The sequence below is a fragment of the Aliivibrio fischeri genome (assembly GCF_009727955.1).
GTDB classification, from domain to species: domain Bacteria; phylum Pseudomonadota; class Gammaproteobacteria; order Enterobacterales; family Vibrionaceae; genus Aliivibrio; species Aliivibrio fischeri_A.
Genome location: NZ_WOBR01000003.1, coordinates 264,956 through 291,686, shown reverse-complemented (window position 1 = coordinate 291,686; position 26,731 = coordinate 264,956). Strand labels below are relative to the sequence as shown.

The following is a 26,731-nucleotide window of genomic DNA, read 5'->3' as shown; positions in this document are numbered from 1 at the left end:
AGGTGAATCTTCATATTTTAGAACTAAGGGAAGTCATGATAATTCAATTTTTAAAATCTCTTATTTTTAGTGCAACCATTCTATTGAGTTCGCTTACTTTCGCTAATGAAAAGTTCGATTTTGTCGATACATCAACACCTACTCATACTTTATCTAGCTTTGTCGTTTCTTCTGATCTTGTTATTCATTATTGGTTAAATGAAGAACTTCATCTACCAAAAGCTCAACATGCTTATTCCCAAGTTATTCGAACTTTAGATATATCTCAGTTACCTAATCGCAGTAGAAAAGTGGTTGTGATGGAAAAGATCGTTTTATTGCATGGGATCTTAGAGAAGCTGGGTGATGATCGCCAATTACACCTTTCAGAATTTATCTCAGCGGCAGGAGAGCCTGTAGAGCAATGGAGATTAGGAAATACAGATATTGTCATTGCGAAACAAACAAATGGTGAGAAGGCTGGACAATTCTTATTTACGGCTTCTTCGATTCAGCACTTATTAAAATGGTATCAATCTCTCTCTGTAATTTCAGGTCAAGATGAGACGGTAAAAGATTTATATCGTGAGTTCTTAATCCGCCCTGGGCCATTATTCTCAACTGCATTGATTCAATCTTTACCCGATAACTTTAATACTTTGTACGCATCTATTCCTCTTTGGCAATGGATTGCTTTAGCGGGTGTTTTTTATCTATGTAAAGTGATGATTAAACTTAGTTTTTCTCTGGGTGAACGTTGGAATTTATATTGGTACCGAGATGGATTAAAGTGGCAAATTGGTCGTCAACTGTCTTTGATTGGGGTTGTTGTTATTTTGTTTATTACACGAAAACTGATTGATGATGGGATATGGATTACTGGAGGGATTTATCAATTTTTGTCGACTTCATTTTTGATCGGTCAGTTTTTCTTCGTGGCTTGGTTGATCATGACCATCTTTAATTACTTCGCTGAACTTTATGTATTTAACAAACACGAAGGTAAGTATGTTGATTCTTCTCTAATTACGGTACTCGCACGTATTTTTGGTGGCCTCACGATTGCTATTTTGGGTATTTATGTGGTCGACTTTATGGGCTTTTCAATATCCCCTATCGTGACTGGTTTAGGGGTTGGTGGTTTGGCGGTGGCACTTGCAATTCGTCCGGTTCTAGAAAACGTAATTAATGGACTCACACTGTATGCTGATGGTGGAATTAAAATTGGTGAGTTGTGCCGTTATGGTAATAATTTGGGAACGATTGAGAGCATAGGGCTACGTTCTACACGGATCAGAACGCTAGAACGTTCCTTAATTACTATTCCTAATTCAGAGTTCGCTAATATGGAAATAGATAACTTAGAACGTCGTGATAAACGTAGAATGGAGCATCGTTTGAAGCTGCGTAATGAAGTCACTCAAGATCAACTCAAACTACTTGTGGTTGGTATCAGACGGTTGTTGCTTCAACATCCAAAACTTGACGAAGACCCAGTCAGAGCAAGGTTTGTCGGGGTTGGTGAGTTTGCGATACACATTGACATATTAGCTTATATTATCTGTCGTGATCATGATGAGTTTCTTGCTGTGCAAGAGGATGTGATGTTTTCGGTGATGCAGCAAGTTGAAGCGGTAGGTGCCCAGTTAGCATTCTCTAATCAATACCAACTAACGCAAGCACTTAACCCTATTGATGATGAACTCAAAGAGAAAGCGACCGAAACAGTTAAGCAATGGCAAGATAATAATAACTACCCATTCCCAGACTTTAGCTATGAATTTAAAGATGGAATCAAAGACAGCATTATGTACCCTGCGAAAAGTTCAGCGGTGCGTGCAAATGGGAATGGTTAAAACAAGAAGCTTTACCTTAAGATGATTATCGCTAATTTGAATTTCTCTAATTCATCGTGTTTTTCTTCAGTTTACTCCAAAGTAGCGTCAAATATTTAAGCTACTTTGGAGATCTCCATGCCTCGTATTCGTTCTTCACGCATACTTCTTTATTTTTCTGTTTTACTTATGTCGACAGGATGTTCGATTGAAGACTCACCACTTATAGGAGACACTCCTCGCCCTGTTCGTTTGACTGAAGTTCAAACCGTGGGTCATCAAGATATACGCCGTTTCCCTGCTCAAGTTTCTGCGTCTAAGGAAGTTGAACTTGCCTTCAGGGTGGGTGGTGAAGTGGTGGAATTTAACTTAAAGCCATCGCAAAGAGTGACAAAAGGCGAAGTCATTGCTCGACTTGATCAGCGAGATTTTAAAACTGAAGTCGCTTTGAAAAAGTCTGAGTTTGATTTAGTCAAAAGGGAATTAGATCGAGCGACCCAAATGATGAAAAAGAACCTATTGGCTCAAGCGGAGTTTGATAGCATCAAAGCTCGTCTTGAAGTCGCACAGGGGGCTTTACAGCTTGCACAAGACAGGTTGAAAGATACCGTCATTACTGCGCCTTACGGTGGTCGAATTGCAACGACTCACATTGAAAACCATCAACAAGTGCAAGCTCACCAAGGTATCGTCCTTTTACAAGATCATGAAATGATTGATGTCACGATCCAGCTACCTGAGAACGTACTTAGCCAGATGGATACTAAAAGAATTGACCCATCTTATCAGCCCTTAGCAACCTTTAATGGCTCGTCGGTTTCCTACCCTGTGACTTATAAACAGCATAAAACGCAAGCAACAGCAGGTACACAAAGCTATGAAGTGACCTTTACTCTGGTCGCGCCAAAAGATAACCATACGGTGTATCCAGGTATGGGAGCAACGCTACACCTTGATATCGATAAAATCATTGCCGATAAGCAAGGTGCTCAACGTTTTGTCGTTCCTGCTAGTGCCATTTTAGACAATGACCTGATTGGTCAACCTCAAGTCTGGGTATTTCAGAACGGGCTAGTTTCTCCGTTAGATATCACCATTCAAGGAGTGTCGGCGCGTGGTGCGATTGTTTCTGGAGATCTCTCTCAGAATAGCTATGTGGTGAGTGCTGGTGTCAGTCAATTGTCAGAGGGCATGAGAGTTACGCCCATCGTTCGTGAGCGAGGTTTATAATGAACCTAACTAATTACGCAATTAAAAACAAAGTCATAAGCTGGCTCGTCGTTGCCATTTTATTGGTGGGCGGTGTGCTTTCTTTTCGTGGTTTAGGGCAATTGGAATTTCCAGCATTCCCTATTCCACAAGCCATGGTTAACACCACGTATCCTGGTGCTTCTGCAATGCAAGTTGAGGAGGAGGTCACCTTACCGCTTGAGCGTGCGATTTCTCAGCTCGAATATGTCAAAGATGTCGAATCTTTTACCAGTGCTGGGTTGTCTCAGATTGCGGTGATATTAAAAGAGACCATACAAGCAGAACAACAGCCTCAGGTATGGGATGAATTGCGACGCAAGGTGAATGATATTCAGCCTAGAATGCCACCGGGAGTGAATCCATCGCAAGTCATTGATGATTTTAGCGATGTGTATGGCATTCTCTACAACATTACGAGTAATGAATACACTTATCGCGAACTGCAAAATTACGGTGAATTCCTTCAGCGTGAGCTTCTTGCCATTAAAGGGGTAAAGAAAGTTAACTTGGCCGGGCTAGTCTCTGAACATATTGTGATTGAGATTGCTCAGCAAGATCTTAATACGTTGAATCTTGATCCTGCTTGGCTTTCTCGTTTGATTCAAAATCAGAATATGGTGTCTAACGGTGGTGATTTGCTACTTGATGGACAATCGATCCGAATCCATTCTTCTGGTGAGTTTAATGAAATTGAAGCGTTAAAGTCATTTAAATTTAGCCCGCCGGGAAGCAATGACCTGATCCAATTAGGTGATATCGCAGAGGTAAGCCGCCAGTTTCAGGATAAAGCTTATACCTTGTATCGTAGCAATGGTGAACAAGCCATTTCTCTTGGGGTCTCGTTTGCGAACAGTGTCAATGTGGTTGATGTGAGTGAACGTGTCAGTAATCAATTGTCTGAACTCGATTTTGCTCGCCCAATCGGGATTGAATTAAACAAGGTGTACGACCAAGGCGATGCGGTTGATAAATCGGTATCTGACTTTGTGATGAGCCTAGTCGAAGCGGTATTGATTGTTATTGTCGTGCTGTTATTTGCGATGGGCTTGCGTTCTGGCATTTTAATGGGGGTTATTTTATTACTGACTATCCTCGGTACCTTCATTGGAATGAGTATTCTAGGCGTTGAGATTCAAATCATTTCACTTGGTGCTTTGATCATTGCACTCGGGATGCTGGTTGATAATGCGATAGTGATAACTGAAGGTGTCTTAATCGGCCTGAAGCGTGGATTGACTAAACGCAAAGCCATTGAATCCGTTGTTAAACAGACCCAGTGGCCGCTGCTTGGTGCAACACTGATTGGTATCATTGCATTTGCCCCGATTGGCTTGTCTGCCGATGCAACGGGGGATTTCTTAGGGTCTTTATTCCAAGTATTAGCGATTTCTTTATTACTAAGTTGGGTGCTTGCTATCACGTTAACGCCGTTCTTCTGCGAACTGATGTTTAAAGAAGAAATCGCCAAAGGTGAGTCAGAGCATATCGATCCTTATCGAGGGTTGATATTTACCCTATATCGCACGGTTCTTAATACCGCACTAAAAAACCGCGTCGCGACTATGGTCATCACTCTGGTCTTGCTTATTTCTGCTGTGATCGGGTTTGGCTCTGTAAAACAGGCCTTTTTTCCACCATCGAATACGCCAATTTTCTATGTGGATGTATGGCTGCAACAAGGCACAGACGTTCGTGAAACAGAACGACGCTTAAAGCAAATTGAACGTACCGTGAGCGGCTTTAATGATGTTCATAATGTTACAACCGTCGTAGGTGCGGGTGCTCAGCGATTTATTCTGACTTATGCACCTGAAAAATCATACAGCAGTTACGGGCAATTGATTGTTGAAGCGAAAGACTTAGCCGCGATCGAAACGATGTTACCCCAGATGAAAGCAAGGCTTGAAAGTCTACATCCGGATATTGATTTCAAGTTTAAGTTAATGGACTTAGGTCCAGCCCCCGCCGCTAAAGTCGAAGCGCGCTTTTATGGTGCGGACCCACAGGTGTTGAGACAACTTGCTGCTCAAGCGAATGAGATCATGCGTAATGAGCCAAAAGCAACCGCAGTTCGTCACTCATGGCGAGAGAAAACTCAAGTGCTTGAACCGCAACTCGATGGTGCAGCAGCAAGGCGAGTTGGGATAACCAAAAGTGATCTTGATAGAACCTTGTTACGCAATTTAAATGGTGAGCAGATTGGCTTGTTCAGAGATGGCAGTCATATCATGCCGATTGTGATGCGCGCGCCAGATGAAGAACGTTTTGATATCGATAGATTACCTGAGTTACAAGTGTGGAGCCAAGACCAAAGCCGTTATATCCCAATAACACAGGTCGTTTCCGACTTTAATTTGACTATGGAAGACTCTCTAATTGTTCGTCGTAACTTTAAACGGGTGATTTCCGTTATGGCCGATGTGACACCATTTGGTGATGATACGGCTGAGTCTTTACGCCGTTTGGTCGCTCCTCAAATCGAAGCGATTGAACTCCCTCAGGGCTATCATTTTGAGTGGGGCGGTGAATATGAAAGTCAGCAAAAGGCGACCAACAACCTAATGGGTTCATTGCCAATGGGATACCTGATCATGTTCTTGATTACGGTATTGTTATTCAACACCATTCGTCAGCCTTTGGCGATTTGGTTAACCGTACCACTGGCATTGATTGGTGTGACTGCGGGCTTACTATTAATGAATATTCCGTTCTCGTTCACGGCATTGCTAGGACTATTGAGCTTATCAGGCATGATTGTGAAGAATGGTATTGTGTTGGTGGAGCAAATCAATATCGAAACCGACCAAGGTTCAAACCTTAACCGTGCGATTGTGGATGCGAGTGTGAGTCGTGTACGACCTGTGTGCATGGCGGCAATTACTACCATGCTAGGCATGATCCCGCTGGTGTTTGATGCCTTCTTCCAGTCGATGGCGGTGACCATCATATTCGGACTTGGGTTTGCTACACTACTAACATTAGTGGTATTGCCTGTGATTTATGCCTTGCTGTATCGAGTAAGCTATCGTTAACATCTACATGTTCAATACCTTTCATTAGGATAAGAAAGAACGTCCAGAAGTACGTAGGATTAAGCTGATACCAATAATGTTGGTATCAGCTTTTGTGTTTGTATTAGCTAGGAAGATACGAAAAATTACAGCAATACGGCAATGTCTTGTACGATCTCAGTAATACCGATAGTAAAGAACTGCACACCCATACAGATAAGCAAAAAGCCCATAATTCGGGTAAACGCATTGATACCATTTTGGCCCAAAGCTTTAAGTAACGGGTAAGCCATACTCAGAATGAAAGCAGCGACTAAGCTCACGACACCAAATCCGCCAATTACTCCTGTATAAATACTTATCTTTTCTAAATCTTCTTCACTAGATGCGATTTCAGCGGCAAGACTAATGATCAGTGCCATTGTTCCCGGGCCGCACAACGATGGAATCGTAAGGGGCACTAAAGCAATAGAATCTTGTCCGACACTGCCATCCATACTTTCTGTTTTTGGAAACAGCATGTTAAAGCCAATCGCACAAATGATGATCCCGCCACCCAAACGTAAGCTCGGAATTGAGATACTAAACAACTCCAAAACAGAAGCACCAATAAAAAAGGTGATGCACATGGCGATGAATAGGTAAAGCCCAACGGTTTTCGCTTGTGAAACGATGTAACTTTTGTCTCGGCCTTTACTTAAACCAAGAAGAACGGTGGCAGCAGCTGGTGGGTTCATCATTGGCAACAAGCCGAGAACGGTGAGAGTCAAATAGGTGAATAACGTTTCTAGGTGCATACGGTTTCCTTTAAATATGGGTGGTTTTTTGTGTCATTGGGTGGTGGTTAAATTATTAGGTGTCGGTTTAATCTTGAATCAAATAAATGACTAAATTAAAGAAGCATTAACTGAGCAAGATATAGAACACTAAAGAATGAAATCGCATCGGTTAATGTGGTGAGCAGTGGGCTAGATAACATGGCAGGATCAAGCTTTGCGCGTTTAAGTATCAATGGTAAAGCACCACCGATCATGACTGCTAAAGTTGATGATATTGTGTAGGCAATAGCGACCAGTATCGGTAATAAGTGATTTTGCTGACCATGAGTGAGTAACATGAGTAGGGCAATAACCAAACCAATAGCAAGACCATTAATGGCGCCAATCGGTAACTCTTTGGCGACGACAAATAACCAATCTTTAGCTGAAATATACCCAGTAGATAATTCTCGAATAGAAACGGCGACAGATTGGTTCCCAGCCGCTCCAGATAAATTAGCCACTAGAGGTAAAATTGCTGCAAGTACTGCAATTTGTTCAATAATAGGCTCGAAAGAAGCGATAATCGATACCGCGGCATAGCTTAAAATGACCGAAGGGAGTAGAAAAGTGAGTCGTCGAATATTACGTTTGAGTAATGGCATTGTGCGGAACTCATCGCCACCGAAGATCCCTCCGGTTTCTAGTTGTTGTTGTTCGGACTTTTCATATAAAGCGTGGTTTAGCTGTGTACGACCAACAATGCCAATTTGAAAGCCATGTTCGTTAATTACAGGAATGGTTGAATGTGAGGTTGAATCGAGCACACTTTTTAATGATTGGAGATCAAAATTTGCATGCACTGTAGGAATACTTGTATCGATATGGTCGACTAATTTATCCCAAGATTGAGCGAGAAACAGTTCTCGAGTTTTGACCGCTCCTAAATAGTTTCCGTTTTTGTCGTGCAAATAAATGTAACGCCATTCAATTCGTTCAGAGCTTTGCTCCCCTTCACGCAAGACGGTTTCTAAGTCTGAAGTGGTTGCGCAGCTTTCTAGTTTGATGATCTCATTTTTGCAAATACGTCCTACTGAACCATTAGGAAAAGACATTGAGGCTTTTTCTTCGTTTTCCCAAGTATCGGGTAGTGAGGATTCAAGGGCTTTGTTGAGAGGTTTAGGTAAACTACGTAATAGAGAGCGGCGAACGTCTGAACGCATATGTAAAAGAATGTCTTTTGCGCTGTCGATAGGAAGGTTTGAAAATAAGAGTGAACGCTCTGGTTCGGTTAAATAATCTAAAAGATTAGAGGCTAACTGAGCATTTTGAGTACAGAGTAAAGACCAAAATTGCTCTGGTTGTGCGTTATTAAGTTTGCGGATCACAAAGGGAAGATCTGCCGAATCCGCTTGTTCGATATACTGTTGAAGGTGTGACCCATTTCCTGAGTGTATTGCGGTGTTTAATTGAAAGAACAATTGTTCGGATTCTGTATTCGGTAAAGGAACAGTAATTAATGTCATAATAATTGGCTACACAGTAATACGTTTACGGATAATTCTAATAAAGAGGGTAATAAAAGCGGTTATCATCAATGTTAGGCTTATGAGAAGGAACCATTTGGTGAGTAACTCTTGATGTTGACTTAAAAAAGGATGACGCATGATCGATTTCCCGGCATAAAGCAGCGTTAATACCCATATAACAGAACTGGTTACGCTTATCATTATGGTGCGGAAAATATTAAGACGAGCAACGCCCATCAGCATTGGTGTTAGTACTCGAACAAAAGGAATGAAACGAGAAACAAATAAAGAGAGAAAACCAAACTTGTTAAGTAGACGTCTCGCTCTAGGCAATGAGTCATCGGGTAATATGGTTTCAATTTTAGTCATAAAGTGTGAGCTCTCTAACCAACGTCCTTGTAGATAGCCGATAATCGTACCTAAAGAAGCAGATAAGCTGAGAAGAATGAATGCGGCATAAAAATCCACAGCTTCTAATCCAACCAAACCTCCCACAAACAATACAAGCCCATCCCCAGGGAGTGGTAGAAAGACGAAACTCGACTCTAGAAATAAGACAACGGCGAGTAATAATAACAAGATATGCAATGAGTTTATTTCAAGCAGTGCGTCAAAATCTTGTACCCAAATGGCGGATAATATTTCATTCATGCTATTTCCTTAATTGTATAAAAACATAACAGCCAGAGAGGTTTCTGGCTGTTATGAATAGTATTAATCGAACATCAAAATCAAATAAGCGAAGAAGAGCACAAGGTGGGTTGCACCATTAAGTGAATTGGTTCTGCCACTGCTAAAGCTAACGCTAGTCATGAGAAGCGTGGCGGTCAGTAACACCATCTCTGCTGGCTCTAGGCCTAATCTCAAGGGCTGATCCATTACGCCAGAGATGAGTAAAACGGCTGGTACGGTCAGTGCAATTGTTGCTAATACAGAACCGAAAAATAGGTTAATAGCACGCTGAAGTTGGTTTGTGAGAGCGGCTTTGATGGCACCAACGGCTTCTGGAGCGAGAATGATTAGCGCAACAATAAGGCCACCAAGGGCTGCTGGAGCTCCCATAACACTAATGCTGTCGTTAATCGGGATCGCCAGTCCTTTAGCCAGAAATATTACGACGATTAAGTAACTGATCAGCATCACGGTATGGAATAAGTTGCTACGGATAGGGCCGTGGTGGTCGTGTTCACTTTTATTATCGGCATCAATGAAGAAATGAGTGTGGCTGCGTGTCTGGATGAAGAGGAATACACCGTACAAGGCAATAGATGCTAGAATTAATGTGCCCATTAAGCTGAAAGACATGTTTCCGTTCTCACTGCTACTAGTGAAATTCGGTAAAATCAAACAAAGCATTGCAAGAGGAATAATGGCAACCAAATACGCTTTAATGCCATCTAGATTGTAGGACTGGGTGTGATACTTCATCCCACCAACCAATAAAGTTATACCCACAAAGCCATTCAATACCGCCATGATCACAGCGAACATCGTATCTCTGGCAAGGACTGGATTTGGATCGCCAGTCAGCATAACAGAAGAGATCATAATCACTTCTAGTGAGATCACTGATAATGTCAAAATGAGTGTTCCAAGCGGGTCACCAAGTTTGATTGCTAAAGAATCTGAATGACGAACAACCGCAAAAATGGCTGTCATTGAAACATAAAAAAGAACAGCGGTAGTGAGGACATAAGAAAAGATAGAAAGGTCAGAGCTTAGTAAGTTTTCACCTACGGCCTTAAAAAAGATAACCGTTAGGATACCGAGGAGCAGCGTTTTCTCTTGTTTTAAAGTTTTATACATTTTGAGCTTCTCGTTGATATCAACATCGTAAGGTCCTAGTAACGTTGTTGATTAGCGAATGTTCACTACATCCTCCATAAGGTAGTGATTTGCTCATAGTTTATGGTTGTGAGGAGAGGTTGAATATGAATTAGAGAAATTCATAAATGCATCAATGTTCACCTCAAATCTGAATTTTTCTCATCGATGATATTTTTGATACGTACTGCTTCGTTGTATTGCTCGAATACATCGATTACGGCACTGCGCTGATGTTGAGACTGAGCTTCATATTTATGATGGTCAGTCTCATGGTGATGATATGAATGGACTCGTTGCGGATATGCCAGCATGTTATTGTTGGTATTCATGTCAATGTGGCTACCTATGTATTGCTGAACATGGAATTCAGCTAGGTTTTGATAATGTGCAGCGAATGCTTAAACCTTAGTTAACTCAGGGAAGCGCCATTCTCCAGAAATTACTTCTGCTTGGGGCTCATACATTCTAACTAGGTAATTCCATCCATTCGTTATTGGTAAACAGTTTCGTTTATCTGGTGTGCAGTCACCAAAGTTAATGGTGATACTTCCATCATCATTGGGTTTAGCTGTTAAGCTATTATAACTATTAACGCCTAAATCATTAGCTTCTAAGAACCCATCTCGATTGTAAACCGTAATTGACCAGAATGCGTCTACTGGCACATCGTTAACGGTGACTTGATAAGGTGCATCGGCCTCGTTATTTTCGACACTGAGTATTTCATACGCAGCATTCTCAATCGGTAACCCTCCCCATCCAGATGCTGTGCTAAGTAGGTGATGAACAGGATCTACTTTGTTTTTTAAGCCTAAACCTTTAGATGCATCAAGACCCAGTAGAGCGAGAGTATTTAGCGCATCTCTTGCTATTTTTAATTGGTGCTGATCCCACTCAGGTAATTCAAGATCAACGCCTACGAATGGGGTATTAACCGAGATCTGATCTTGCAGCTGGTTAGCCAGCATTATATCTGTAGGATCATTCGCATTCGCCAGCACTCTAAATGATACTGTGACATAACGACTGCCGGTACTTTCCTTTGTCAATGTATATGTACCGGCTTCGGTATTGCCATAGATGTAGTGGTCTTGATTAATCACTTGCATACTAATATAGCGGTCGCCACCATCTGGTAACGAGATCACCGCTGGTTCGCTCAAATCAAGGATTACACTAGAGTAAAGTGTATCCATATTCATCCGAATAATAGCTTGCTGATCGAGCGGTATTGGTCCTCTCATATGAAATAATTTCCCAATGTCACCAATGACAGATAGCTGAGAGCGTATCATGGAGTCACTTTCTGCTCGGGCAAAGTTATCGACATTAACATTTTCTACAGCAAGGGCTGTACCTACAGAAAGTGATGAAATGAATAATGCAATGGCCGATAGTTTTAATCGTTTTTTAGTGCTCATTATATTCCTCTTTGAATTTATTTGGTATCGACACAATATGGATTTAGATACTTAGATTTCAGAAAATCACGTTTGCTGGTTAATGCTTAGAGCGCATAGGTATAGCTAACGGTTGCCTCGTGGTCTTTATTTTCGTTGTATTTGTAGAGCAGACGAATATTTTGATTATTGTTAAATCGATAACCTACAACCGATTCAAATTCGTACTTTCTGATCGTTTGTTTTTCTGTGTTTTCAAGTCTTAGATCATTAAAGCTGTATGTGTATTGAGGGATCATGTTGACCCAAACGTCGGAGGTAACGTTATATACCAACATGGCTTGGAGCATACCTATCGCAGCTTGGTTTTCTGAAAAATCATTGGTGGTGAACCCGGCTCCTATCATCGGAACAAATAGTAACTTCTCGCTAAGAGGCATAACTTGTAAACCGTTGAGGACAAGAGAATGAGAACTAGCGCCTAGATCTGCAAAATTAGTGTCCCATATATAATCAAGCATAAAGCCTGTTCCTAAATCCGTATTGGTTGCCGCCGCTCGGATTCTGTGGAGGTTCAAGTCCTCTTTTGCTTCGTATTTTGTGAGTGCTCCCCATGACTCGTCAATTGGTATAGCTAAGCCTAAACCGAGAGTCGTACCTTCGGTTCCATATGCAGCTTCGACCGAAGAATAAATGACGGTAGGGTCTGAAAAGTCAATAGTGTCGTTTGAGTTTTTAATCGAACTTTCAGCATACGCTGCAGTCGATAATGCCAGGGCAATAGGTATTGAAATTAGTGGTTTATGGTTCATTGTTTTTCTCTAGTTCATGTTGTTAGGGACATGTTATTGAGAAAGACAAACTGAATCTATGAATTACAGAGATTCATAATTGGAGAGCATTTATATAATTACTCAGACTTTAAGTTTACAGGCTTATTAATAATTGAAATGAAGATGAATCTAAGGGCATCATGAGAAAATAAATATTTTTATTTTCATTATTTTGTCAGCGCATTTTTAGCTCAGAGGAGAGTGTAATGTTGTGCTGAATTTAGTCATTAGTTAGAGGGAACGATGAAGGTCTCTAGTCATTTACAACACCAGAGATTATCCGAGGGGAAACGAAAGAACTGATTCTCTAAGTAGGTTTTGCCCCAAACTAAGTTAGAGCAGTTACTCGTAGCTAAACAATCATGCTCACATAGTTCTACCTTTTCTAATGTTGGAAACCAATATGAACTTAATTTTCCAAGATCAGTTTGCCTTTCCTATAATGTCGAAAAGCTAGCTATTTAGCCTAATAACTAAGAAGAAAAAGAAGGCTAAGTAACTTATAAATATCATGCTTATAGGTAAATATTTCATTATCAATCCTCATGTCAGTAAGTTGATTATGAATAGTGTCGTGAATATGGAGTAGGAATTAGAGAAATTCATTATTGCGACTTAGCTGTAATCAGAATTGAATTTCTCTAATTCATAGTGCCAATGGATTAGCTCGTGAATAATAGCCTCAGTTCGCCAATCACGGCTTTTAGATTCATTACCGGAGTTATTATGAAAACCAAATTACTACGCTCAGCTATCCCTGCATTGTTACTTAGCTTATCGAGTACAGCGGCGTTCTCTGGAATGGAACTGCAAGAACGAACCGTTCCGACCCCAGTAGGAATCTCGACAGAGTTTGCTCAGTTATTTGAGAACAGAGTTACTCCGCCGGCACTTCCTGTTCCGAACAACACAGCAGAGTGGTTGGCGTTACAAGCCCAGTTTGATGCACCGGGTATAAAAATGGCTCAACAAGGCCTAGAGCGTTTGGACGTTACTTATGAAGTTAAGCAGTTTGCCGGAGTCGAGACGTTCTTTGTTACGCCGAAAAATATCGCTCCTGAATATAAAGACAAGTGGCTAGTACATATCCATGGTGGTGCGTTTGTTTTTGGTGGCGGTGAATCAGCTTTGTGAGAAGCCATTTGGGTTGCCAACGGGCTTGGTGCTCAAGTGATCTCTGTTGATTATCGTCAACCTCCATTGCATCCATTTCCAGCGGCAATTGATGATGCCGTTGCAGTATGGAAAGAGTTAATGAAAACCCAAACAGCAGAGTCGACCGCTATTTTTGGCACATCTGCGGGCGGTAACTTAACGTTGGCAACGACACTTAAGCTCCAGGAACTCGACTTTCCCGTACCTGGTGCATTGTTTGTCGGGACACCAGCCGTCGATCTTAAAGAGACATCGGATTCATGGTTAACGTTGCAAGGCTTAGATCCTCTAGGTCAGCGAGAAGGGCTTATTGAGGGGGCTTTCGATGTATATGCTGATGGAGAGGCACTTGATAACCCTCTTATCTCACCAATATACGCTGACATTGATGAATTCCCACCAACGATATTCATTTCAGGCACTCGAGATCTCTTGCTAAGTGATACGGTTCGAATGCACCGATTACTACGCAGCGCTGATGTTGAAACTGAGCTTCATGTTTATGATGGTCAGTCTCATGGTGATTATATGAATGGACTCGTTGCGGATATGCCTGAATCGATAGATGCGCTCAAAGAGATTGGTTTATTTTTTAATAAGTACATCAATTAATATAATAATTTTGGAGATAGATTGATAATAGCAACCTAGATTAAGTTGTCCTAATTAAAGGGTTATTTCTCAGGTTGCACCACCTTGTCGAAGAAGTTTTGCATCGTTTGGTGCAATAATTGGTTTAAAGGGAAACCACGCTTTGATTGTAAGTAACCACCATTGATTTGGATTGATCTCATCTCTTTTGGAACCGTCGGAAGAGGGTAACAACTCAGCTCTGGCTCATTCTCAGTCACTAGCGTACTGCCAAAAGATAAGGCGTCAGAATGTTTCAATTTATTGAGTAAAACTCGAATACTGTGAGTCGTTAAAACGATATTTGCCTTATACCCTCTTGCTAAGTAAAAGTCTTCAACAGGGGCGCGTTTTGAATTAATTCCATCAGCTAGTATCCGAGTAATAGGAAGGTGATGAATGTCTTCTAAGGCGGTACTCTTACTTAGTACTGGATGATCTTTACGCGCAATCAGGCTGAGCTTTATGTCTTTCAAACGGTGTTGATAAATCTCTTGTGGCAATTGGAACTGAGAAAAAAGGAGTAAGTAATCTATCTGGCCATTAAGCATTTCATTTAAGCTCTGTTCTTGCCAATAAACCAATTTGAAACTGGCTACAGGTAATGCTTCTTTTAGAGCACTAAAAATGCCATCACCCCATTGTTCAAGCATGAAAATGTTCATTGCGACCGATATTTCACCAGTAAATTGTTGAGGGTCAAAATTTTGATAAGATTCGACCACTTTTACCAGTGGTGTGAACATTTCATCGGCGGCTTCGGATAATTTTTCTGCAAGTTCAGAAGGCTCTACCCCATGTGCTTTACGTATAAATAGTTGATCGCCAAACGTTTCTCGAAGTTTTGCTAAGCCACGACTCACACTGGTTTGTGATATCCCTAATTTGTCAGCAGCTTGATGTGTGTTGCGTGTTTCTACGACCGCTTGCAATAGCTTCAGCAGGTTTAAGTCTAAATCGCGAAGTTCTTTCATAACCGATCCTTAGTTATTTGAGAGTGCAATACTCATGGTATAATCATAATTATATGAAACATACGTGAGTTCAACTATTTATTTATATTTTTAATGATCAGTGACTACTAACTTACCTATTTTGTTAGTGGTTGAGAAAACCGGATTTAAAAATATATCTAGCTTTAATCGTTAGTTTAAATATCTAAAATTTATGATTCCGAGTGAGTTTCGTCGTTGGCTTATATCAATACAGATAAATATGCGATTAGATAATTGTGCAGCGAGTAAATTAGGCTATCATTCATTACCTTCCAAACTTGGTTGATGTTCTTATGCCTACCATCTCTTTTTCACTGATCCCTGTTAGGGTTAGATTCATGTTTCTTTCTGCCCTTGGATTTGCGCTTATGTGTGTTTACTATGCGGTGACGACTCTACCTTTGGCTGAAGCTACGATATTGCAATATGTCCACCCTATATTTACCGCATTACTTGGGGTGTTGTTTCTTAAAGAGCACATTCAAAAATCAACCATGATCTGCATTGCGTTCTGTCTTGCTGGGTTGTTTGTCATGGTTCAGCCAAGCATGGACAGTGGAAGCACGAGTGAATTGCCAATTTTTAGTATCGCTGTTGCTTTGTGTGGTGCGCTAGGAAGTTCTATTGCTTATGTGATAGTTAGAAAACTCAGTCAGACAGAAGATAGTTCAGTGATTATCTTTTATTTCCCATTAGTGGCATTACCTATCTCAAGCGTACTGATTTGGAATGACTTTGTATGGCCAAGTTTGTTCCTTACGATGATCTTGATTTTAATCGGCATCTTCACGCAAATTGGGCAATATGGATTGACTAAGGCAATGCAAACCCAAGCGGCGGGCAAAGCATCTGCCTACTCTTATGTTCAGATCGTCTTTTCTGCGTTATTAGGTGTCTGGATATTTAATGAAATACCATCTATTTGGACCTATCTAGGTGGTGGATTGATTGTGACTGGTGCTCTTATTAATGTATTCGGGAAACAATCTGTCACTATCCCTAAGAAAAGTAATTTGAAATAAAATCAATAAATGCACGAATGCGTTGGGGTTGGTGCTCACTATCTTTATAGAGCATATACATTGGTAGTTTCACTGTTTTATATTGGTCTAATATCTGCGTTAGTGAGCCCGATTTTAATTCGTGCTCTACCATCCATTTTGGCATTGCCGCTACGCCTTGCCCTAACGTTGCCATTGTAACGAGCATTTCAGGGCTGTCACTTCGCAGTTGCTCTTTCACTTTAATCTTTAGCTCAGTATTACCCTCTGAAAAACGCCATAGGTTTGATGGGGTAAATAATGAGTAGGTTAAGCATTGGTGTTGGGTTAATGCATGGGCATCTGTAATGCTTGGATGCTGTGCTAAATATTCTGGCGACGCAAAATAGACCAGTTCATTATCCATAAACCATTTTGCTTTTAACCCTGAATCCTTGAGGTAGGCCGCTCGAATAGCGATGTCTATGTCGCTCTCAACCAAATCAACAAACTTATCTGAAACCGACACATCAACAGAAAGTTCTGGATGTAAATTCAGAAACTCATTGAGTGGTTTAGAGAGTTTCTGAACACTAAAAGCACTAGGAACAGACAGCTTTAAAGTACCAGAGATGGACGTTTGTTCCTGTCGTAATTGAGATTCAACAAGGTTCATTTCATCAGTAAGTTTCAGCGCTAAATGTAAATATTGTTTGCCACCTGTTGTTAGACTGATCGCACGAGCATGTCGGTGAAATAAGGTAATGCCTACTTGTTTTTCAAGCCATGCAATCTTTTTACTGACCGCACTTTGGGTTGTATTGAGTTCGTTCGCAGCAGCAGTAAATGTGCCTAATCTAGCAACACGAGTAAAGACGTTTAAACAATCAAACTTATCCATAGTCATTCCTATTTGGAATAGTAATAAGACTAATGTTAGTATTCTTCAGCATTAATTGGAATGGTTTAATGTCTCTATTGTTTATAGAGGAGTTAAATTATGTTGCTTATTCAAGGGTTATTAATCGCGATTTTCTTGTTTGCTAGTTCAATTAAAATGTTTGGCTGGGTAAAGGCGATATTTGAGCCACAACTTGCCTTTTTTCATCGTTATGGTCTTAACCGTGCGGCAATGTTCGCTGTGGGGGTTATTGAAGCCACAGGTGCTGTTGTTATGTTAGTTGGGATGTTTACAGCAAGCTCAGTATTAAGTGCGATGGGGGCTAGTTTGATCACGCTAACTTCCATTGGGGCGATGTTCTTTCATTTTCGATTTGATACTTGGAAAGACGCTATTCCATCAATGGTGACGTTAGTGTTGTCTTTTATTATTGTATCACCGCTATTGGAAATATTGATTTGAAGCGATTTAGAATAATATTCTATCAATGCACTTAAACAGAAGTCGTAATTGAATAGCATTAAAGAAGGGTCAACAACTCTACTTTGTTAGCCCCCTAGAATGTATAATGCTATGTATGTGAGTGTTACTCAACGTCGCAATTAGTACAGCATTGTAGAGCAATTTCGTGCTCAAATACTGCTACCTCGTTACCGTCTTTTAGTAACTCTGCGATTTCATCTGCAACTTCTTTTTCATCATCAGCTTCAATTTTATCTTCTAGTTCTTCTTCAGAGTAACCGTAGAAATTCAGCAATAAGTAATCACGAGCTTCTGCTTTAGTACAAGTCACATTTACTGAAAGATCAGCTTCAACGTTGCCTTGCTCAATAATTGCAGCCAATTGTGCTTGAACATCGTCTTTCATTGTTGCTGTTAACCAACCAAGATCAGTGTTCACTTTGGTTTTTTTACAGTCAAAACAAGGCAGTTTATGAAAGTAATATTGAAAATTAGTCATCGGTAATTTCTCTTTGAGTGTTGTATGGTAAGATTATGCGCGTTTTTGAGGAAAATACTATATTAATAGGGTTATTATCCTGAAACTAATCAGTCATGGGTTAAAAAGTAAAGGAGCAATAGTTAATTATTACCCCAACGTTTAAATCGTATTAACCCTAAATCTCTCCAGCCACCGCACATTGACCTTCAATCATCACCTTCTGTTTTTTCTCTAATATCTCAAATACAATCAGTAATACTGTTGCCATAACAGCACCAATAAGGCATAAATACAGTGCGCTGTAGTAGTTGTATAACTCACCCACAACACCAACCATCACGCTTGATACCAAGACACTGATGTTCAGCATATTTGAGAACAGGGTAGAAGCGGTACCTAATCGGTCTTTCATCATGTCTTGCAGTGCGACCATACCAAGTGTGGCACACACACCAATGAAGAAACCATTAAGTATTTGAGCAATTAGCATTCCTGCAAAACTGGTGGTTGATAACATAACAAGAAAGAACGTAGCACCAGATAGAACACCAAGTGTCATCACTCTCGTTGTACCTAGTTTTTCAGCCATTTTCCCTGCACTAAGCATTACTGGGATCTCACAAGCTGCCGCCATACCAAACATTAAGCCTAACCAACTCACATCCACTTGCAGCTCTTGTGAAAGATACAGAGGCATACTAGTGATATATAAGTTGTTGGCAGAAAACGCACACACAATGATGAAGCAATAGAGAATCACCATACGACCTAACGGTTTATGCTCAACAATGTTTGTAGTTCGTTCTTCTTTTGTCACCACATTATCAGGAATAAATTTAGCGATGATTAATATCGCAATAGAGACCGTAATGGCAGAGACCACAAACGCAGCACTAAAGCCAAACTGTGCTTTAAGCATGAATGCGGCTGGCGGACCAAATACCCACGCAATGGCAAGGCCTGCACGCATCTTTGCTAAAAAACTGGTGCTGTTGGATACGTGTCTGTCACCATATTCTCTGCCTAGGGCAAACAGTTGACCAAATGAAGCGCCACTGACGCTACCAAAGACTACTGCCATCGTAATTGCTAACCAATAATCACGAATAACGGTAAAGCTGGCGACCAAAATTAAGTAACTTGCTAAAGATACCATCAAAATGGTTTTACGGTTCCAATGCGTGTCTGAGCGTTTGGCAATAAATTGAGATACGATTACGGAACTGCTGACCGCGAGCGTCATATACAGGCTTAACATCATTGGTGATGCGTCCAACTCCTCTACAATAAACAAGCTTGATAGTGGGTAAAAAAACGCACTGCAAAGTCCGGTAATAAAGGCGATAAAAATAAACAAAAATGTCTTCTTGTTTTGCGGCATAGTGAAGCTCCAGTGTACGAAATAGAATGTGATTTAACCGTTTTATTTAGGCGTAGTTTACTCAAAGATAGGGAAGGAGATTGATGTTATTCGAGCTACCTCTAATACTATTCAGTCATTTTGTTATCTTTCTTTGACAGATGATGCTTACACGATTAGCCTGAAAGTGACTAATTTCGAATGGTATTAATTATAAGGCCAAGAATGAAACCATTTAAAGAACACGTGCAAAATGTACCTAGTTTTGATTGGATAGTAAGAGAGTTTCGTTGTCGTGTCGAAGACAATGAGTTTGCGTGTTCTTGGCATTATCATTCTGAATATGAATTGGTATTGTATCTCGACCCTGATGAGGCATTTCAAGGCAGTTATTTTGCAGGAGATGCAATTGGTGATATCCACCATAACTCTCTGTTTCTTTATGGACCGGGTTTACCTCATATGGTGGCAGGGCGAAGCATAAAATTAGAGCAGTCGAAGCATCACACGGTAATTATTTGGTTTGCTCATCATTGGGTTGAGCGCTTAATGGCATTGATCCCCGAAGCGCGTAACTTAAAGCGGTTATTAGATAACTCTGCTTATGGTTTATCGTTTAGTCCAGATACAGCGCTAAAAGTATCGGAGTTATTAAAAGAATCCAATATGCCAGATCGCCATTTACAGGCGATAAAAGTGATTGAAGTATTAGTTAGTCTTTCTGATGATGCGAAAGCAAAAAAATTATCAACTACACCCTATCGAATTAAACCTCTTTCGGACGATTCTGAATTAAATCATCGAATTGAGAGGGCGACTCGCTATATAGAAAAGCATTATGGTGATGCAATTAAAATCTCTGATTTATGTAAGCGACTCCATATGAGTGAGAGCTCGGCTTATCGAATGTTTGAGAAGCATTATGGAATGAGTTTTTCTGATCATTTAAAGCAATACCGTATTGGTAAAGCGTGTGAACTATTAGCAAGTACTAACTTACCAGTTACGTTGGTGGCAGAGAAAACAGGATTTAAAAACATATCGAACTTTAATCGTCAGTTTAAAGGACTAAAAAACATGACGCCGAGTGAGTTTCGACGCCGATTTAATTAAGCATTTCTTCATGAATCTAGAGTAGGGAAGCGAAATGAATTTAAACTTTATCAAACATTTTTTGGCAGTGTATGACTTTGGTAGCGTGACAAAAGCGGCGGATCATTTGGATATTACCCAGCCTTCAATGAGCAGTGCGATTAAAAAATTTGAAGAGAGTTACGGGCAACCATTATTTCTAAAAGTAGGGCGTTCACTTGAGCCAACCGATGCAGCCCATTCATTAGCCTACCAAGTTCGCCCTATTATGGAGCAATTAGTGGTGGCCTTGGAGTCTCCACGTCGTTTGATTATCAGCGCGCCAGAAATCGTATTGCAATCTCTGCCTGATATGGACGATGCCTTGCTGACAGAAAGCCCAGCGGTTGAGTACCAAATGCTCGATAAAATTCGCTCAGGTGAAATCGATATTTTGATTGATGATATTACCGTGACGGATTACACCTTTGTGAGTGAGAGTTTGGGTAAGCTGGATATTGCCTTTGCTTGTCGATGTGATCACCCAAGCATTACGGGAAACTCATTAAGTTTAGAGCAATTTAACCAAGCTGAGCATGTCATGCTTAAATTAAAAAATGAGAATGTGGGTGCGTTTGAGACTCGTCCTGATGAGATATTTGAGCGTAACATTGTTCGTGAAGTGAGTGGGCCATCTAACTTATTGTTGAGTGTGAGGAATACGGATGCGATCTGCATTGTGGCTGAAAGTATGTTTGGTTTAGCTCAAGAGCTCGGTTTAAAGGTATTAGAGTCTCCTTTTCCACTTCAACCGTATGAGATAAAGCTTATTTATCATCGTCGTAATATAAGTAATAAAACACATAAATACATACGTGAGCAGATTAAGGCTAGGCTAAATGCACTGCATCGATAAATACATAGATAAAAACTATGTATTGAATAGTCAGTGACCAATAGTTTCTCGTTATCAAGCATCATAGTATTACCTGATTAGAGTCTAATTTATTCATCTTTAATGAAAAATTAGATTTATTTTAGTTACAGGTAAACCGGAGTTGTTTGATGAAAATTGATAAAGATGTTCTTATTCCTCGCACACTAATCGCTACTATTATCGCTGTTTTAATTATTGCCCCTAATGTATAGCTGAGCGAGATATAAATACACTGCCAGCGGTACAAGTATAGGTTAGTGAGCTAACAGAACTCCTCTACTTGACCGCTAAATTTCCTAATCTACCGCTTTATCCTCTTTTTTATTAATCTTGAAAGCTTTTCTTTATTGACTCACTGATCATCAATTTTAACCAGCGATGAGGCGAGCTAGTAAGCGTTCTTTTGTGCTCTATTAAATAAATACCAACAGTATATGGTTTGCTATCAAACGTTTTTATTGCTTTAAAGCTTGAACCTAAAATAGGGTCTTGTCCTAGTAAATGCCCCCCAATAATGAGTCTATCAGTGCCTTTAATTGATTCAATTAATGTCGATAACTGCCCTGATTTAAGTGCAATGCTTCTGCATTTCCCTTGTTTTCTTAGCTCTACATCTATTGGGTTAAGATATTCACCTGTCGAGCGAATATCCAATGACAACTCCACAAATGAGTATTCAAGGCAATCATCAATAGTGATGTTTTCTTTTTTTAATAAAGGATGATCTGAAGCACCATAAATAACAGGGTAGGTATAACCGATCTTCTCTGAGCGATATTCATCACTGGTAACGATATCTTCAATGTGTATTGAGAAATCAACATGGCCTTCTTTTAGCAATAAAATAGGGTCGATAGCAGAAGGGTACTCTTCAAGGGTAACTTTTGGTGCGATGTCATGGATTGCTTTGGCTAACGGTGCCGTGAGTAATTTACTCATAAGAGGTGGTGTCGATAGTCGAAAGGCTTTTTCACATGTTTTTGCTGAAAAATTAGAACTCTTTATTAGGCTATCAATAGAGAATAAGAGGTTATCGAGTTGTGATTCTAACTCTAAGATTTTAGCGGTCGGCTGTAAGCCATTTGATTCTCTATAAAACAAAGGGTCATCGAATAATTCTCTCAGGCGACCTAAGATCCGACTCATTGCGGGTTGAGATAAATACAATTTTTCAGCTGCTCTTGATACATTTTTTTCTTTGATCAAGACGCTGAGAGAAACAAGTAGATTGAGATCAACTCTAGAAAGCTCCTGTTCAAGTGTTTTCATACTTCCCCTTAATTGTATTAATAACAAACAGTGATATTACATCATAGCATATCAGTTATGTGATCTTATGATTTCTATAAATGAAAGTTCCAGACTATTATTTAATCAATCCAACAGAATTGAATAACAGCTGAGGAGCTATTAAATGAAATTTTCCTTAATTACAAAAAGTGTTTTACTAGGCGCGATGGTTACGGCAACTTGTGTTTCGGCTGCTCAGCCTACGACAAATTTAGATGGATTTTTTACCGCTGATGGAAAAATGGTGACAACTCAGACATACCCAACAGATGAAACTTCTCATCAGATCCTTAAAAATCAAGATTTAGTAGGCGTGAACGAGTTTTTACATAAACGCCAGCTTACACCAACAGATGCACAGCCTGTGGTTCGGATGAACCGTGATACTTATTACTCAATGGCTGTTGTTGATGTATCAAAAGGGGCAACAGTGACTATGCCCGAATTGCCAGAAGGTAAATATATCTCTGTGCAACCCATTACAGAAGATCACCACATTCAACCAATGTATTACGGTGGTGGCACGTTTGATTTATCAACGCATACGGGTAAGCATTTATATTTAGTGATTCGTCTTGATGCGACATTTACTGAAAAAGAAGCGGCAATGTATCAAGACCAAATGAAAATCAATGCGAACAGTGCAGAACTATTTACTTCTGAAAGCGTAAATCAAGCCTCATTTAAAAAGGTAGAGGATAGCCTAAAAGCTAAAATGCCAATGATCAATAAACGTGATGGCAGCGCTGCATTAACAGGCATGTTTACTGGATTTAATGATGAATCGACGAAATTATTCACTCAAGAAAAGTATGAGGTAGGGGCTGCTATTGGTTGGGGCGGGGCTCAAATGATTGATAATATTTATGAAGTGTCAGGTAACTACCCAACAGGCACGTGTTATCAAGCAACGTTTGAAGATCCTAAGAATAAAGCGTTTTGGTCTATCACTGTGTATAACAAAGCAGGCTTTATGTTTAATGATGTTGCGAATGTAAGCTCGAATACGGCGACGGTAAATAAAGATGGCACCTATACCGTAAGCTTTGGCTGTGGTGCTGATGCACCAAATAATATCGAAACAGCAAATGATTCTGGTGTATTTAACTTAGGTATTCGTCATTACCAACCAAGCGATAAAGTTCGAATCGATGGTTATCGAGTTTTACCAATGGTGAAAGCGCAGTAAGCGAAATAAACCGCAGAAATGAGTAAGCCGTTAGATATTCTCTAACGGCTTTTTATTACTTTTTTTAGTTAAAATCCAAATTTTCCATTACTGTTTTTCCATTCCAATTTTTCAGGGATCGCTTCAATCGTGTCCCAGTGTTCTACGATCTTGCCGTCATCTAGACGGAATAAGTCATAAAAAGCCACATGCTTGTTCATAAATATTCCTTCACTGATAGAAAGTACGAAATTCCCTTCTCCCAATACTTTATGATTAGTTGTATATGACATTGGCATATTCGCTTTTGTCAATTCACCTAACGCGATGCTTAAACCACTCAAACCATCTGCAATATTAGGGTTATGCTGTAAGTAAGCATCGTCTTCGTTATCAATAAATTGGTTAATTTTCTCCATGTCGCCATTCATTAAAATGGTGTTTACGAAATCAGCCACAATCGCTTTGTTTACTTCTGTTTTATCCAAATCCGTTATGATAGTAGTGCCATCTAATTGTGTGTGACCACTGGCGTTTTTAGGCATTAACTCTTGTAAGTTATCCCAATGTTCGACGATTTTTCCCTCTTCAAAGCGGAATACATCAAACCCAGCTTTTGGACCAAAGAAGTTATATTCAGTATGAGTCACAACATAATCACCATCTTGGAGTGAGCGAATTACATTGGCTTTTGCACTTCCTTTAGGCAACTGCTGCAGTACAGCACCAAAGCCTTCTAACCCATCAGCCACAGCTAAATTATGTTGAATGTATTTATTAGGGTTTATATAGCTAATTGCATCTGGATTACCTGTTTCAATACTTGAAATAACCGCAACGGCTTTCTCTTTATTGGTTAATTGCTCTGGTGTATCAGTGTTTGCAGATGCTGCTAGGCTTAAAATGCTTGTGGCTAATATTGTGCTTTTAATTGTGTTTTTCATCTTATTGTCCTCTGTTGGCTTGAGAGCAATAATAGAGAGATTCCAATTACCTGTGCAGAGTGGATATGGGCTTAAAAATGGTGAATATCGAACCGAGTTGAGATTAATAAAATCACAGAGCAGTTTTGATATAATGTTTTTGGAACTGTGCCGGAGTGAGTGATGTTTGTTTTTTAAAGTATTTTACGAAATTACTGGCGTCTTCAAATCCAAAGTCATAAGCAATTTGCTGTGATGCGGTATTGGTAATAATTAAGCGTCGCTTTATTTCTATTACAACAAACGCATCGATCATTTGTTTTGCGGTTAAGCCGGTAGCGAGTTTACACACTTGATTTAAGGTTTTATAGGTGGTGTTGATTTGGTTTGCATACCAATTGGCATCTCTGATTTGTTGAAAGTGTTTTTGCATCAAGGTAAAGAATCTCGCTAGCTTTATGCTTTGTTCTGTTGATAATTTATCGTGGCGCATTTCTGGGCGTAAACGATGCAGCAACAGAGCTAAAGCAGAAAAGAGATACATGATGATTAGAGGATCAGAATTACTTAATTTGATCTCGGCAATCATTTCATTAATTAAGGTGTGACTGCGTTGATTGTTTTGAAGATCAAGCGTTAGTAGTGGTGTGTGCTGATGATTAAGATGTGTTGGTGTGTAATTAGGTAAACGCATGTTGATATGAACATGATCAAGGAAGGTTTGAGTAAATAGAAGCACTTTCCCTTGAGGCTTAGAAGAGAAATCAAACGCATGGACTTGCTCTCTTTGTACAAAAATCATAGAGCCAGCACTAAAAGGGTATTTTTCAAAATCTACCATATGCTTACCTTCACCTCGTTCAATATGAATAACCATAAAAAACGAGACGCGGTGTGGAGCTTCTGGTGAATGAGAAAGTGTTGTTCTTTCATATAAGGAAGAGAGTTCTATTATTTCGAATTCAGCTTTATTATTTTTATCGTGATTAAATGTAATGTTAGGTATATTCATATTATTTATTCATTGATAACAATAAGATTTTCTTGCTCTAATGGGCATTCCACATCAATTAATAACTCACTAAGTTCAGCCGGGCACAGCATTTCTTCTTTTGTCACTGAAAACTTAGCAACCATAATTTGATTGAATAAGTTCCAATGTTGCAATAATAGTTTTTCTTGGTTATTTGCAAATTGCGGCCAGGTTTCAGACATCATTGGCGTTAAGCTAGAAGCCCCATGAGAAAAGATCAGCATTTGCCATTTTGTTTCCCATATATCGAGTTTACTTTCTGGATTTACTTGGTTGTATTCTTCAAATAAGTCTTTGAATATAGATTCAAATTCACATTTTGTTTTTAAAAAATACTCAAGTAATGCGTTATCATCTTGTCGAATGGCATCGGCAATCATTTTGATTGGTTGTGGGTTCATTAAGGTGAATGCAGACAACTTAACAATGAATAAGTAGATACGATAACTCGGCGTTTTGTCTGTTGGCAGAGAAGCAATGATAGCGTGTAGATAGGTCTGCATATGTTTATCACAAGCATCACAAATTGCTTTCCAAATCATATCTTTACTACCAAAATGGTGACGAATAAGACTATGAGAAACGCCCGCTTTTTCACTGATATTACGCAGTGATACACGTTCGTAACCTAACTCACCAAACATCGTTGCCGCAACCATTAAGATTTGACATTTTGTTTGTTCAGCAGTTTCGGTACTTCTTTTTCCCTGCTTTTTCTCTGTCATTACTCACCCTTAGCTTGTGCGTTAATTACCAATATATACGAATTAAGAGTTGCTAATAACTGTGATTTCTGAGCAGCTTAAGACGTATTGATGGCTTAAGCATATCAAGTTCAACGTCTAACGCGTACTTAAAAATGCACTTTTTAATTATTTTACTGCACGAGTGTAAAATATATTGATCTACTTCAAATTAAAAC

At 39.8% G+C, this 26,731-nt stretch carries 25 protein-coding genes; 11 read left to right on the top strand and 14 right to left on the bottom strand.

Annotated features, from left to right (window positions below):
- Positions 1–35 precede the first annotated feature (35 nt).
- The 3 genes from GNP81_RS03125 (at position 36) to GNP81_RS03115 (ending at position 6,097) form a co-directional block, all read left to right on the top strand.
- On the top strand, positions 36–1,835 hold the full coding sequence (locus GNP81_RS03125) for a mechanosensitive ion channel family protein (protein ID WP_146864515.1): 1,800 nt from the start codon (positions 36–38) through the stop codon (positions 1,833–1,835).
- 117 nt (positions 1,836–1,952) lie between these two features.
- Entirely contained in the window at positions 1,953–3,044 is a 1,092-nt protein-coding gene (locus GNP81_RS03120) for an efflux RND transporter periplasmic adaptor subunit (protein WP_146864513.1), read from the top strand.
- Positions 3,044–6,097 (top strand): efflux RND transporter permease subunit, encoded by a 3,054-nt coding sequence (locus tag GNP81_RS03115; RefSeq protein WP_155674173.1) that lies wholly within the window; start codon positions 3,044–3,046, stop codon positions 6,095–6,097. The genes GNP81_RS03120 and GNP81_RS03115 overlap by 1 nt, the downstream gene beginning before the upstream one ends.
- Positions 6,098–6,222: 125 nt before the next feature.
- On the opposite strand, the gene GNP81_RS03110 is transcribed toward GNP81_RS03115, so the two are convergent.
- The 4 genes from GNP81_RS03110 to GNP81_RS03095 all read right to left on the bottom strand — a co-directional run bounded on the left by GNP81_RS03110 (position 6,223) and on the right by GNP81_RS03095 (position 10,169).
- Complete coding sequence (locus GNP81_RS03110; protein ID WP_155659685.1) at positions 6,223–6,873, bottom strand: MarC family NAAT transporter; 651 nt, start codon at positions 6,871–6,873, stop codon at positions 6,223–6,225.
- Between the two features lie 95 nt (positions 6,874–6,968).
- On the bottom strand, positions 6,969–8,360 hold the full coding sequence (locus tag GNP81_RS03105) for a magnesium transporter (protein WP_155659686.1): 1,392 nt from the start codon (positions 8,358–8,360) through the stop codon (positions 6,969–6,971).
- Between the two features lie 9 nt (positions 8,361–8,369).
- Positions 8,370–9,014, bottom strand: coding sequence for a DedA family protein (locus tag GNP81_RS03100; protein WP_155674172.1), 645 nt, complete (start codon positions 9,012–9,014; stop codon positions 8,370–8,372).
- Between the two features lie 63 nt (positions 9,015–9,077).
- Positions 9,078–10,169, bottom strand: coding sequence for a calcium:cation antiporter (locus tag GNP81_RS03095; protein ID WP_155674171.1), 1,092 nt, complete (start codon positions 10,167–10,169; stop codon positions 9,078–9,080).
- A 301-nt stretch (positions 10,170–10,470) separates the two neighbouring features.
- On the opposite strand from GNP81_RS03095, the gene GNP81_RS19440 reads away from it, so the two are divergent.
- Positions 10,471–10,599, top strand: coding sequence for a hypothetical protein (locus tag GNP81_RS19440; protein WP_272870214.1), 129 nt, complete (start codon positions 10,471–10,473; stop codon positions 10,597–10,599).
- On the opposite strand, the gene GNP81_RS03085 is transcribed toward GNP81_RS19440, so the two are convergent.
- The gene (locus tag GNP81_RS03085) at positions 10,589–11,611 is read right to left on the bottom strand and encodes a DUF1214 domain-containing protein (RefSeq protein WP_146864501.1); all 1,023 of its coding nucleotides are present in this window, start codon (positions 11,609–11,611) and stop codon (positions 10,589–10,591) included. The genes GNP81_RS19440 and GNP81_RS03085 overlap by 11 nt on opposite strands.
- An 86-nt stretch (positions 11,612–11,697) precedes the next feature.
- The gene (locus GNP81_RS03080; protein WP_155674170.1) at positions 11,698–12,402 is read right to left on the bottom strand and encodes a hypothetical protein; all 705 of its coding nucleotides are present in this window, start codon (positions 12,400–12,402) and stop codon (positions 11,698–11,700) included.
- A gap of 747 nt (positions 12,403–13,149) precedes the next feature.
- Between GNP81_RS03080 and GNP81_RS19370 the strand changes: the two genes are divergently transcribed.
- Complete coding sequence (locus GNP81_RS19370) at positions 13,150–13,557, top strand: hypothetical protein (RefSeq protein ID WP_236798251.1); 408 nt, start codon at positions 13,150–13,152, stop codon at positions 13,555–13,557.
- Between the two features lie 6 nt (positions 13,558–13,563).
- A complete protein-coding gene (locus tag GNP81_RS19365; protein ID WP_336495474.1) occupies positions 13,564–14,190 on the top strand; it encodes an alpha/beta hydrolase in 627 nt (208 codons plus the stop codon).
- A gap of 62 nt (positions 14,191–14,252) precedes the next feature.
- Here GNP81_RS19365 and GNP81_RS03070 read toward each other — a convergent pair whose 3' ends face one another.
- Entirely contained in the window at positions 14,253–15,182 is a 930-nt protein-coding gene (locus GNP81_RS03070; protein WP_155659691.1) for a LysR family transcriptional regulator, read from the bottom strand.
- Between the two features lie 314 nt (positions 15,183–15,496).
- Here GNP81_RS03070 and GNP81_RS03065 point away from each other — a divergent pair, with 314 nt between their 5' ends.
- Entirely contained in the window at positions 15,497–16,225 is a 729-nt protein-coding gene (locus GNP81_RS03065; RefSeq protein ID WP_155674169.1) for a DMT family transporter, read from the top strand.
- Here GNP81_RS03065 and GNP81_RS03060 read toward each other — a convergent pair.
- Positions 16,203–17,084 carry a LysR family transcriptional regulator gene (locus GNP81_RS03060; protein ID WP_155670236.1) on the bottom strand — a complete coding sequence of 294 codons (882 nt, stop codon included), beginning with the start codon at positions 17,082–17,084 and terminating at the stop codon, positions 16,203–16,205. The genes GNP81_RS03065 and GNP81_RS03060 overlap by 23 nt on opposite strands.
- A 99-nt stretch (positions 17,085–17,183) precedes the next feature.
- On the opposite strand from GNP81_RS03060, the gene GNP81_RS03055 reads away from it, so the two are divergent.
- The gene (locus GNP81_RS03055; RefSeq protein WP_155674168.1) at positions 17,184–17,546 is read left to right on the top strand and encodes a DoxX family protein; all 363 of its coding nucleotides are present in this window, start codon (positions 17,184–17,186) and stop codon (positions 17,544–17,546) included.
- Positions 17,547–17,670: 124 nt separating this feature from the next.
- Here GNP81_RS03055 and GNP81_RS03050 read toward each other — a convergent pair whose 3' ends face one another.
- Positions 17,671–18,045, bottom strand: a complete 375-nt coding sequence (locus GNP81_RS03050) for a hypothetical protein (protein WP_155674167.1) — start codon at positions 18,043–18,045, stop codon at positions 17,671–17,673.
- Between the two features lie 157 nt (positions 18,046–18,202).
- Positions 18,203–19,408, bottom strand: a complete 1,206-nt coding sequence (locus GNP81_RS03045; RefSeq protein ID WP_155674166.1) for a sugar efflux transporter — start codon at positions 19,406–19,408, stop codon at positions 18,203–18,205.
- Positions 19,409–19,612: 204 nt separating this feature from the next.
- Here GNP81_RS03045 and GNP81_RS03040 point away from each other — a divergent pair, with 204 nt between their 5' ends.
- Entirely contained in the window at positions 19,613–20,500 is an 888-nt protein-coding gene (locus tag GNP81_RS03040; protein WP_155674165.1) for an AraC family transcriptional regulator, read from the top strand.
- 34 nt (positions 20,501–20,534) lie between these two features.
- A complete protein-coding gene (locus GNP81_RS03035) occupies positions 20,535–21,374 on the top strand; it encodes a LysR family transcriptional regulator (protein WP_155674164.1) in 840 nt (279 codons plus the stop codon).
- Between the two features lie 345 nt (positions 21,375–21,719).
- Here the strand turns inward: GNP81_RS03035 and GNP81_RS03025 are convergent, their stop codons facing one another.
- Positions 21,720–22,664, bottom strand: a complete 945-nt coding sequence (locus GNP81_RS03025) for a LysR family transcriptional regulator (protein ID WP_155674163.1) — start codon at positions 22,662–22,664, stop codon at positions 21,720–21,722.
- 145 nt (positions 22,665–22,809) lie between these two features.
- Here GNP81_RS03025 and GNP81_RS03020 point away from each other — a divergent pair, with 145 nt between their 5' ends.
- Positions 22,810–23,874, top strand: a complete 1,065-nt coding sequence (locus tag GNP81_RS03020) for a DUF1214 domain-containing protein (protein WP_196587390.1) — start codon at positions 22,810–22,812, stop codon at positions 23,872–23,874.
- 68 nt (positions 23,875–23,942) lie between these two features.
- Here GNP81_RS03020 and GNP81_RS03015 read toward each other — a convergent pair whose 3' ends face one another.
- From GNP81_RS03015 to GNP81_RS03005, 3 genes are all read right to left on the bottom strand, one after another.
- Complete coding sequence (locus GNP81_RS03015) at positions 23,943–24,797, bottom strand: nuclear transport factor 2 family protein (RefSeq protein WP_155674162.1); 855 nt, start codon at positions 24,795–24,797, stop codon at positions 23,943–23,945.
- Between the two features lie 112 nt (positions 24,798–24,909).
- Positions 24,910–25,788, bottom strand: a complete 879-nt coding sequence (locus GNP81_RS03010) for an AraC family transcriptional regulator (protein ID WP_155674161.1) — start codon at positions 25,786–25,788, stop codon at positions 24,910–24,912.
- A 5-nt stretch (positions 25,789–25,793) separates the two neighbouring features.
- Positions 25,794–26,534 carry a TetR/AcrR family transcriptional regulator gene (locus GNP81_RS03005; protein WP_155674160.1) on the bottom strand — a complete coding sequence of 247 codons (741 nt, stop codon included), beginning with the start codon at positions 26,532–26,534 and terminating at the stop codon, positions 25,794–25,796.
- Positions 26,535–26,731: the final 197 nt, after the last annotated feature.

Excerpts from the sequence above, each read along its gene's own strand:
- GNP81_RS03125 (WP_146864515.1), top strand. The coding sequence starts at position 36 with ATGATAATTCAATTTTTAAAATCTCTTATTTTTAGTGCAACCATTCTA.
- GNP81_RS03120 (WP_146864513.1), top strand. The coding sequence starts at position 1,953 with ATGCCTCGTATTCGTTCTTCACGCATACTTCTTTATTTTTCTGTTTTA.
- GNP81_RS03115 (WP_155674173.1), top strand. The coding sequence starts at position 3,044 with ATGAACCTAACTAATTACGCAATTAAAAACAAAGTCATAAGCTGGCTC.
- GNP81_RS03110 (WP_155659685.1), bottom strand. The coding sequence starts at position 6,873 with ATGCACCTAGAAACGTTATTCACCTATTTGACTCTCACCGTTCTCGGC.
- GNP81_RS03105 (WP_155659686.1), bottom strand. The coding sequence starts at position 8,360 with ATGACATTAATTACTGTTCCTTTACCGAATACAGAATCCGAACAATTG.
- GNP81_RS03100 (WP_155674172.1), bottom strand. The coding sequence starts at position 9,014 with ATGAATGAAATATTATCCGCCATTTGGGTACAAGATTTTGACGCACTG.
- GNP81_RS03095 (WP_155674171.1), bottom strand. The coding sequence starts at position 10,169 with ATGTATAAAACTTTAAAACAAGAGAAAACGCTGCTCCTCGGTATCCTA.
- GNP81_RS19440 (WP_272870214.1), top strand. The coding sequence starts at position 10,471 with ATGAATGGACTCGTTGCGGATATGCCAGCATGTTATTGTTGGTATTCA.
- GNP81_RS03085 (WP_146864501.1), bottom strand. The coding sequence starts at position 11,611 with ATGAGCACTAAAAAACGATTAAAACTATCGGCCATTGCATTATTCATT.
- GNP81_RS03080 (WP_155674170.1), bottom strand. The coding sequence starts at position 12,402 with ATGAACCATAAACCACTAATTTCAATACCTATTGCCCTGGCATTATCG.
- GNP81_RS19370 (WP_236798251.1), top strand. The coding sequence starts at position 13,150 with ATGAAAACCAAATTACTACGCTCAGCTATCCCTGCATTGTTACTTAGC.
- GNP81_RS03070 (WP_155659691.1), bottom strand. The coding sequence starts at position 15,182 with ATGAAAGAACTTCGCGATTTAGACTTAAACCTGCTGAAGCTATTGCAA.
- GNP81_RS03065 (WP_155674169.1), top strand. The coding sequence starts at position 15,497 with ATGCCTACCATCTCTTTTTCACTGATCCCTGTTAGGGTTAGATTCATG.
- GNP81_RS03060 (WP_155670236.1), bottom strand. The coding sequence starts at position 17,084 with ATGGATAAGTTTGATTGTTTAAACGTCTTTACTCGTGTTGCTAGATTA.
- GNP81_RS03055 (WP_155674168.1), top strand. The coding sequence starts at position 17,184 with ATGTTGCTTATTCAAGGGTTATTAATCGCGATTTTCTTGTTTGCTAGT.
- GNP81_RS03050 (WP_155674167.1), bottom strand. The coding sequence starts at position 18,045 with ATGACTAATTTTCAATATTACTTTCATAAACTGCCTTGTTTTGACTGT.
- GNP81_RS03045 (WP_155674166.1), bottom strand. The coding sequence starts at position 19,408 with ATGCCGCAAAACAAGAAGACATTTTTGTTTATTTTTATCGCCTTTATT.
- GNP81_RS03040 (WP_155674165.1), top strand. The coding sequence starts at position 19,613 with ATGAAACCATTTAAAGAACACGTGCAAAATGTACCTAGTTTTGATTGG.
- GNP81_RS03035 (WP_155674164.1), top strand. The coding sequence starts at position 20,535 with ATGAATTTAAACTTTATCAAACATTTTTTGGCAGTGTATGACTTTGGT.
- GNP81_RS03025 (WP_155674163.1), bottom strand. The coding sequence starts at position 22,664 with ATGAAAACACTTGAACAGGAGCTTTCTAGAGTTGATCTCAATCTACTT.
- GNP81_RS03020 (WP_196587390.1), top strand. The coding sequence starts at position 22,810 with ATGAAATTTTCCTTAATTACAAAAAGTGTTTTACTAGGCGCGATGGTT.
- GNP81_RS03015 (WP_155674162.1), bottom strand. The coding sequence starts at position 24,797 with ATGAAAAACACAATTAAAAGCACAATATTAGCCACAAGCATTTTAAGC.
- GNP81_RS03010 (WP_155674161.1), bottom strand. The coding sequence starts at position 25,788 with ATGAATATACCTAACATTACATTTAATCACGATAAAAATAATAAAGCT.
- GNP81_RS03005 (WP_155674160.1), bottom strand. The coding sequence starts at position 26,534 with ATGACAGAGAAAAAGCAGGGAAAAAGAAGTACCGAAACTGCTGAACAA.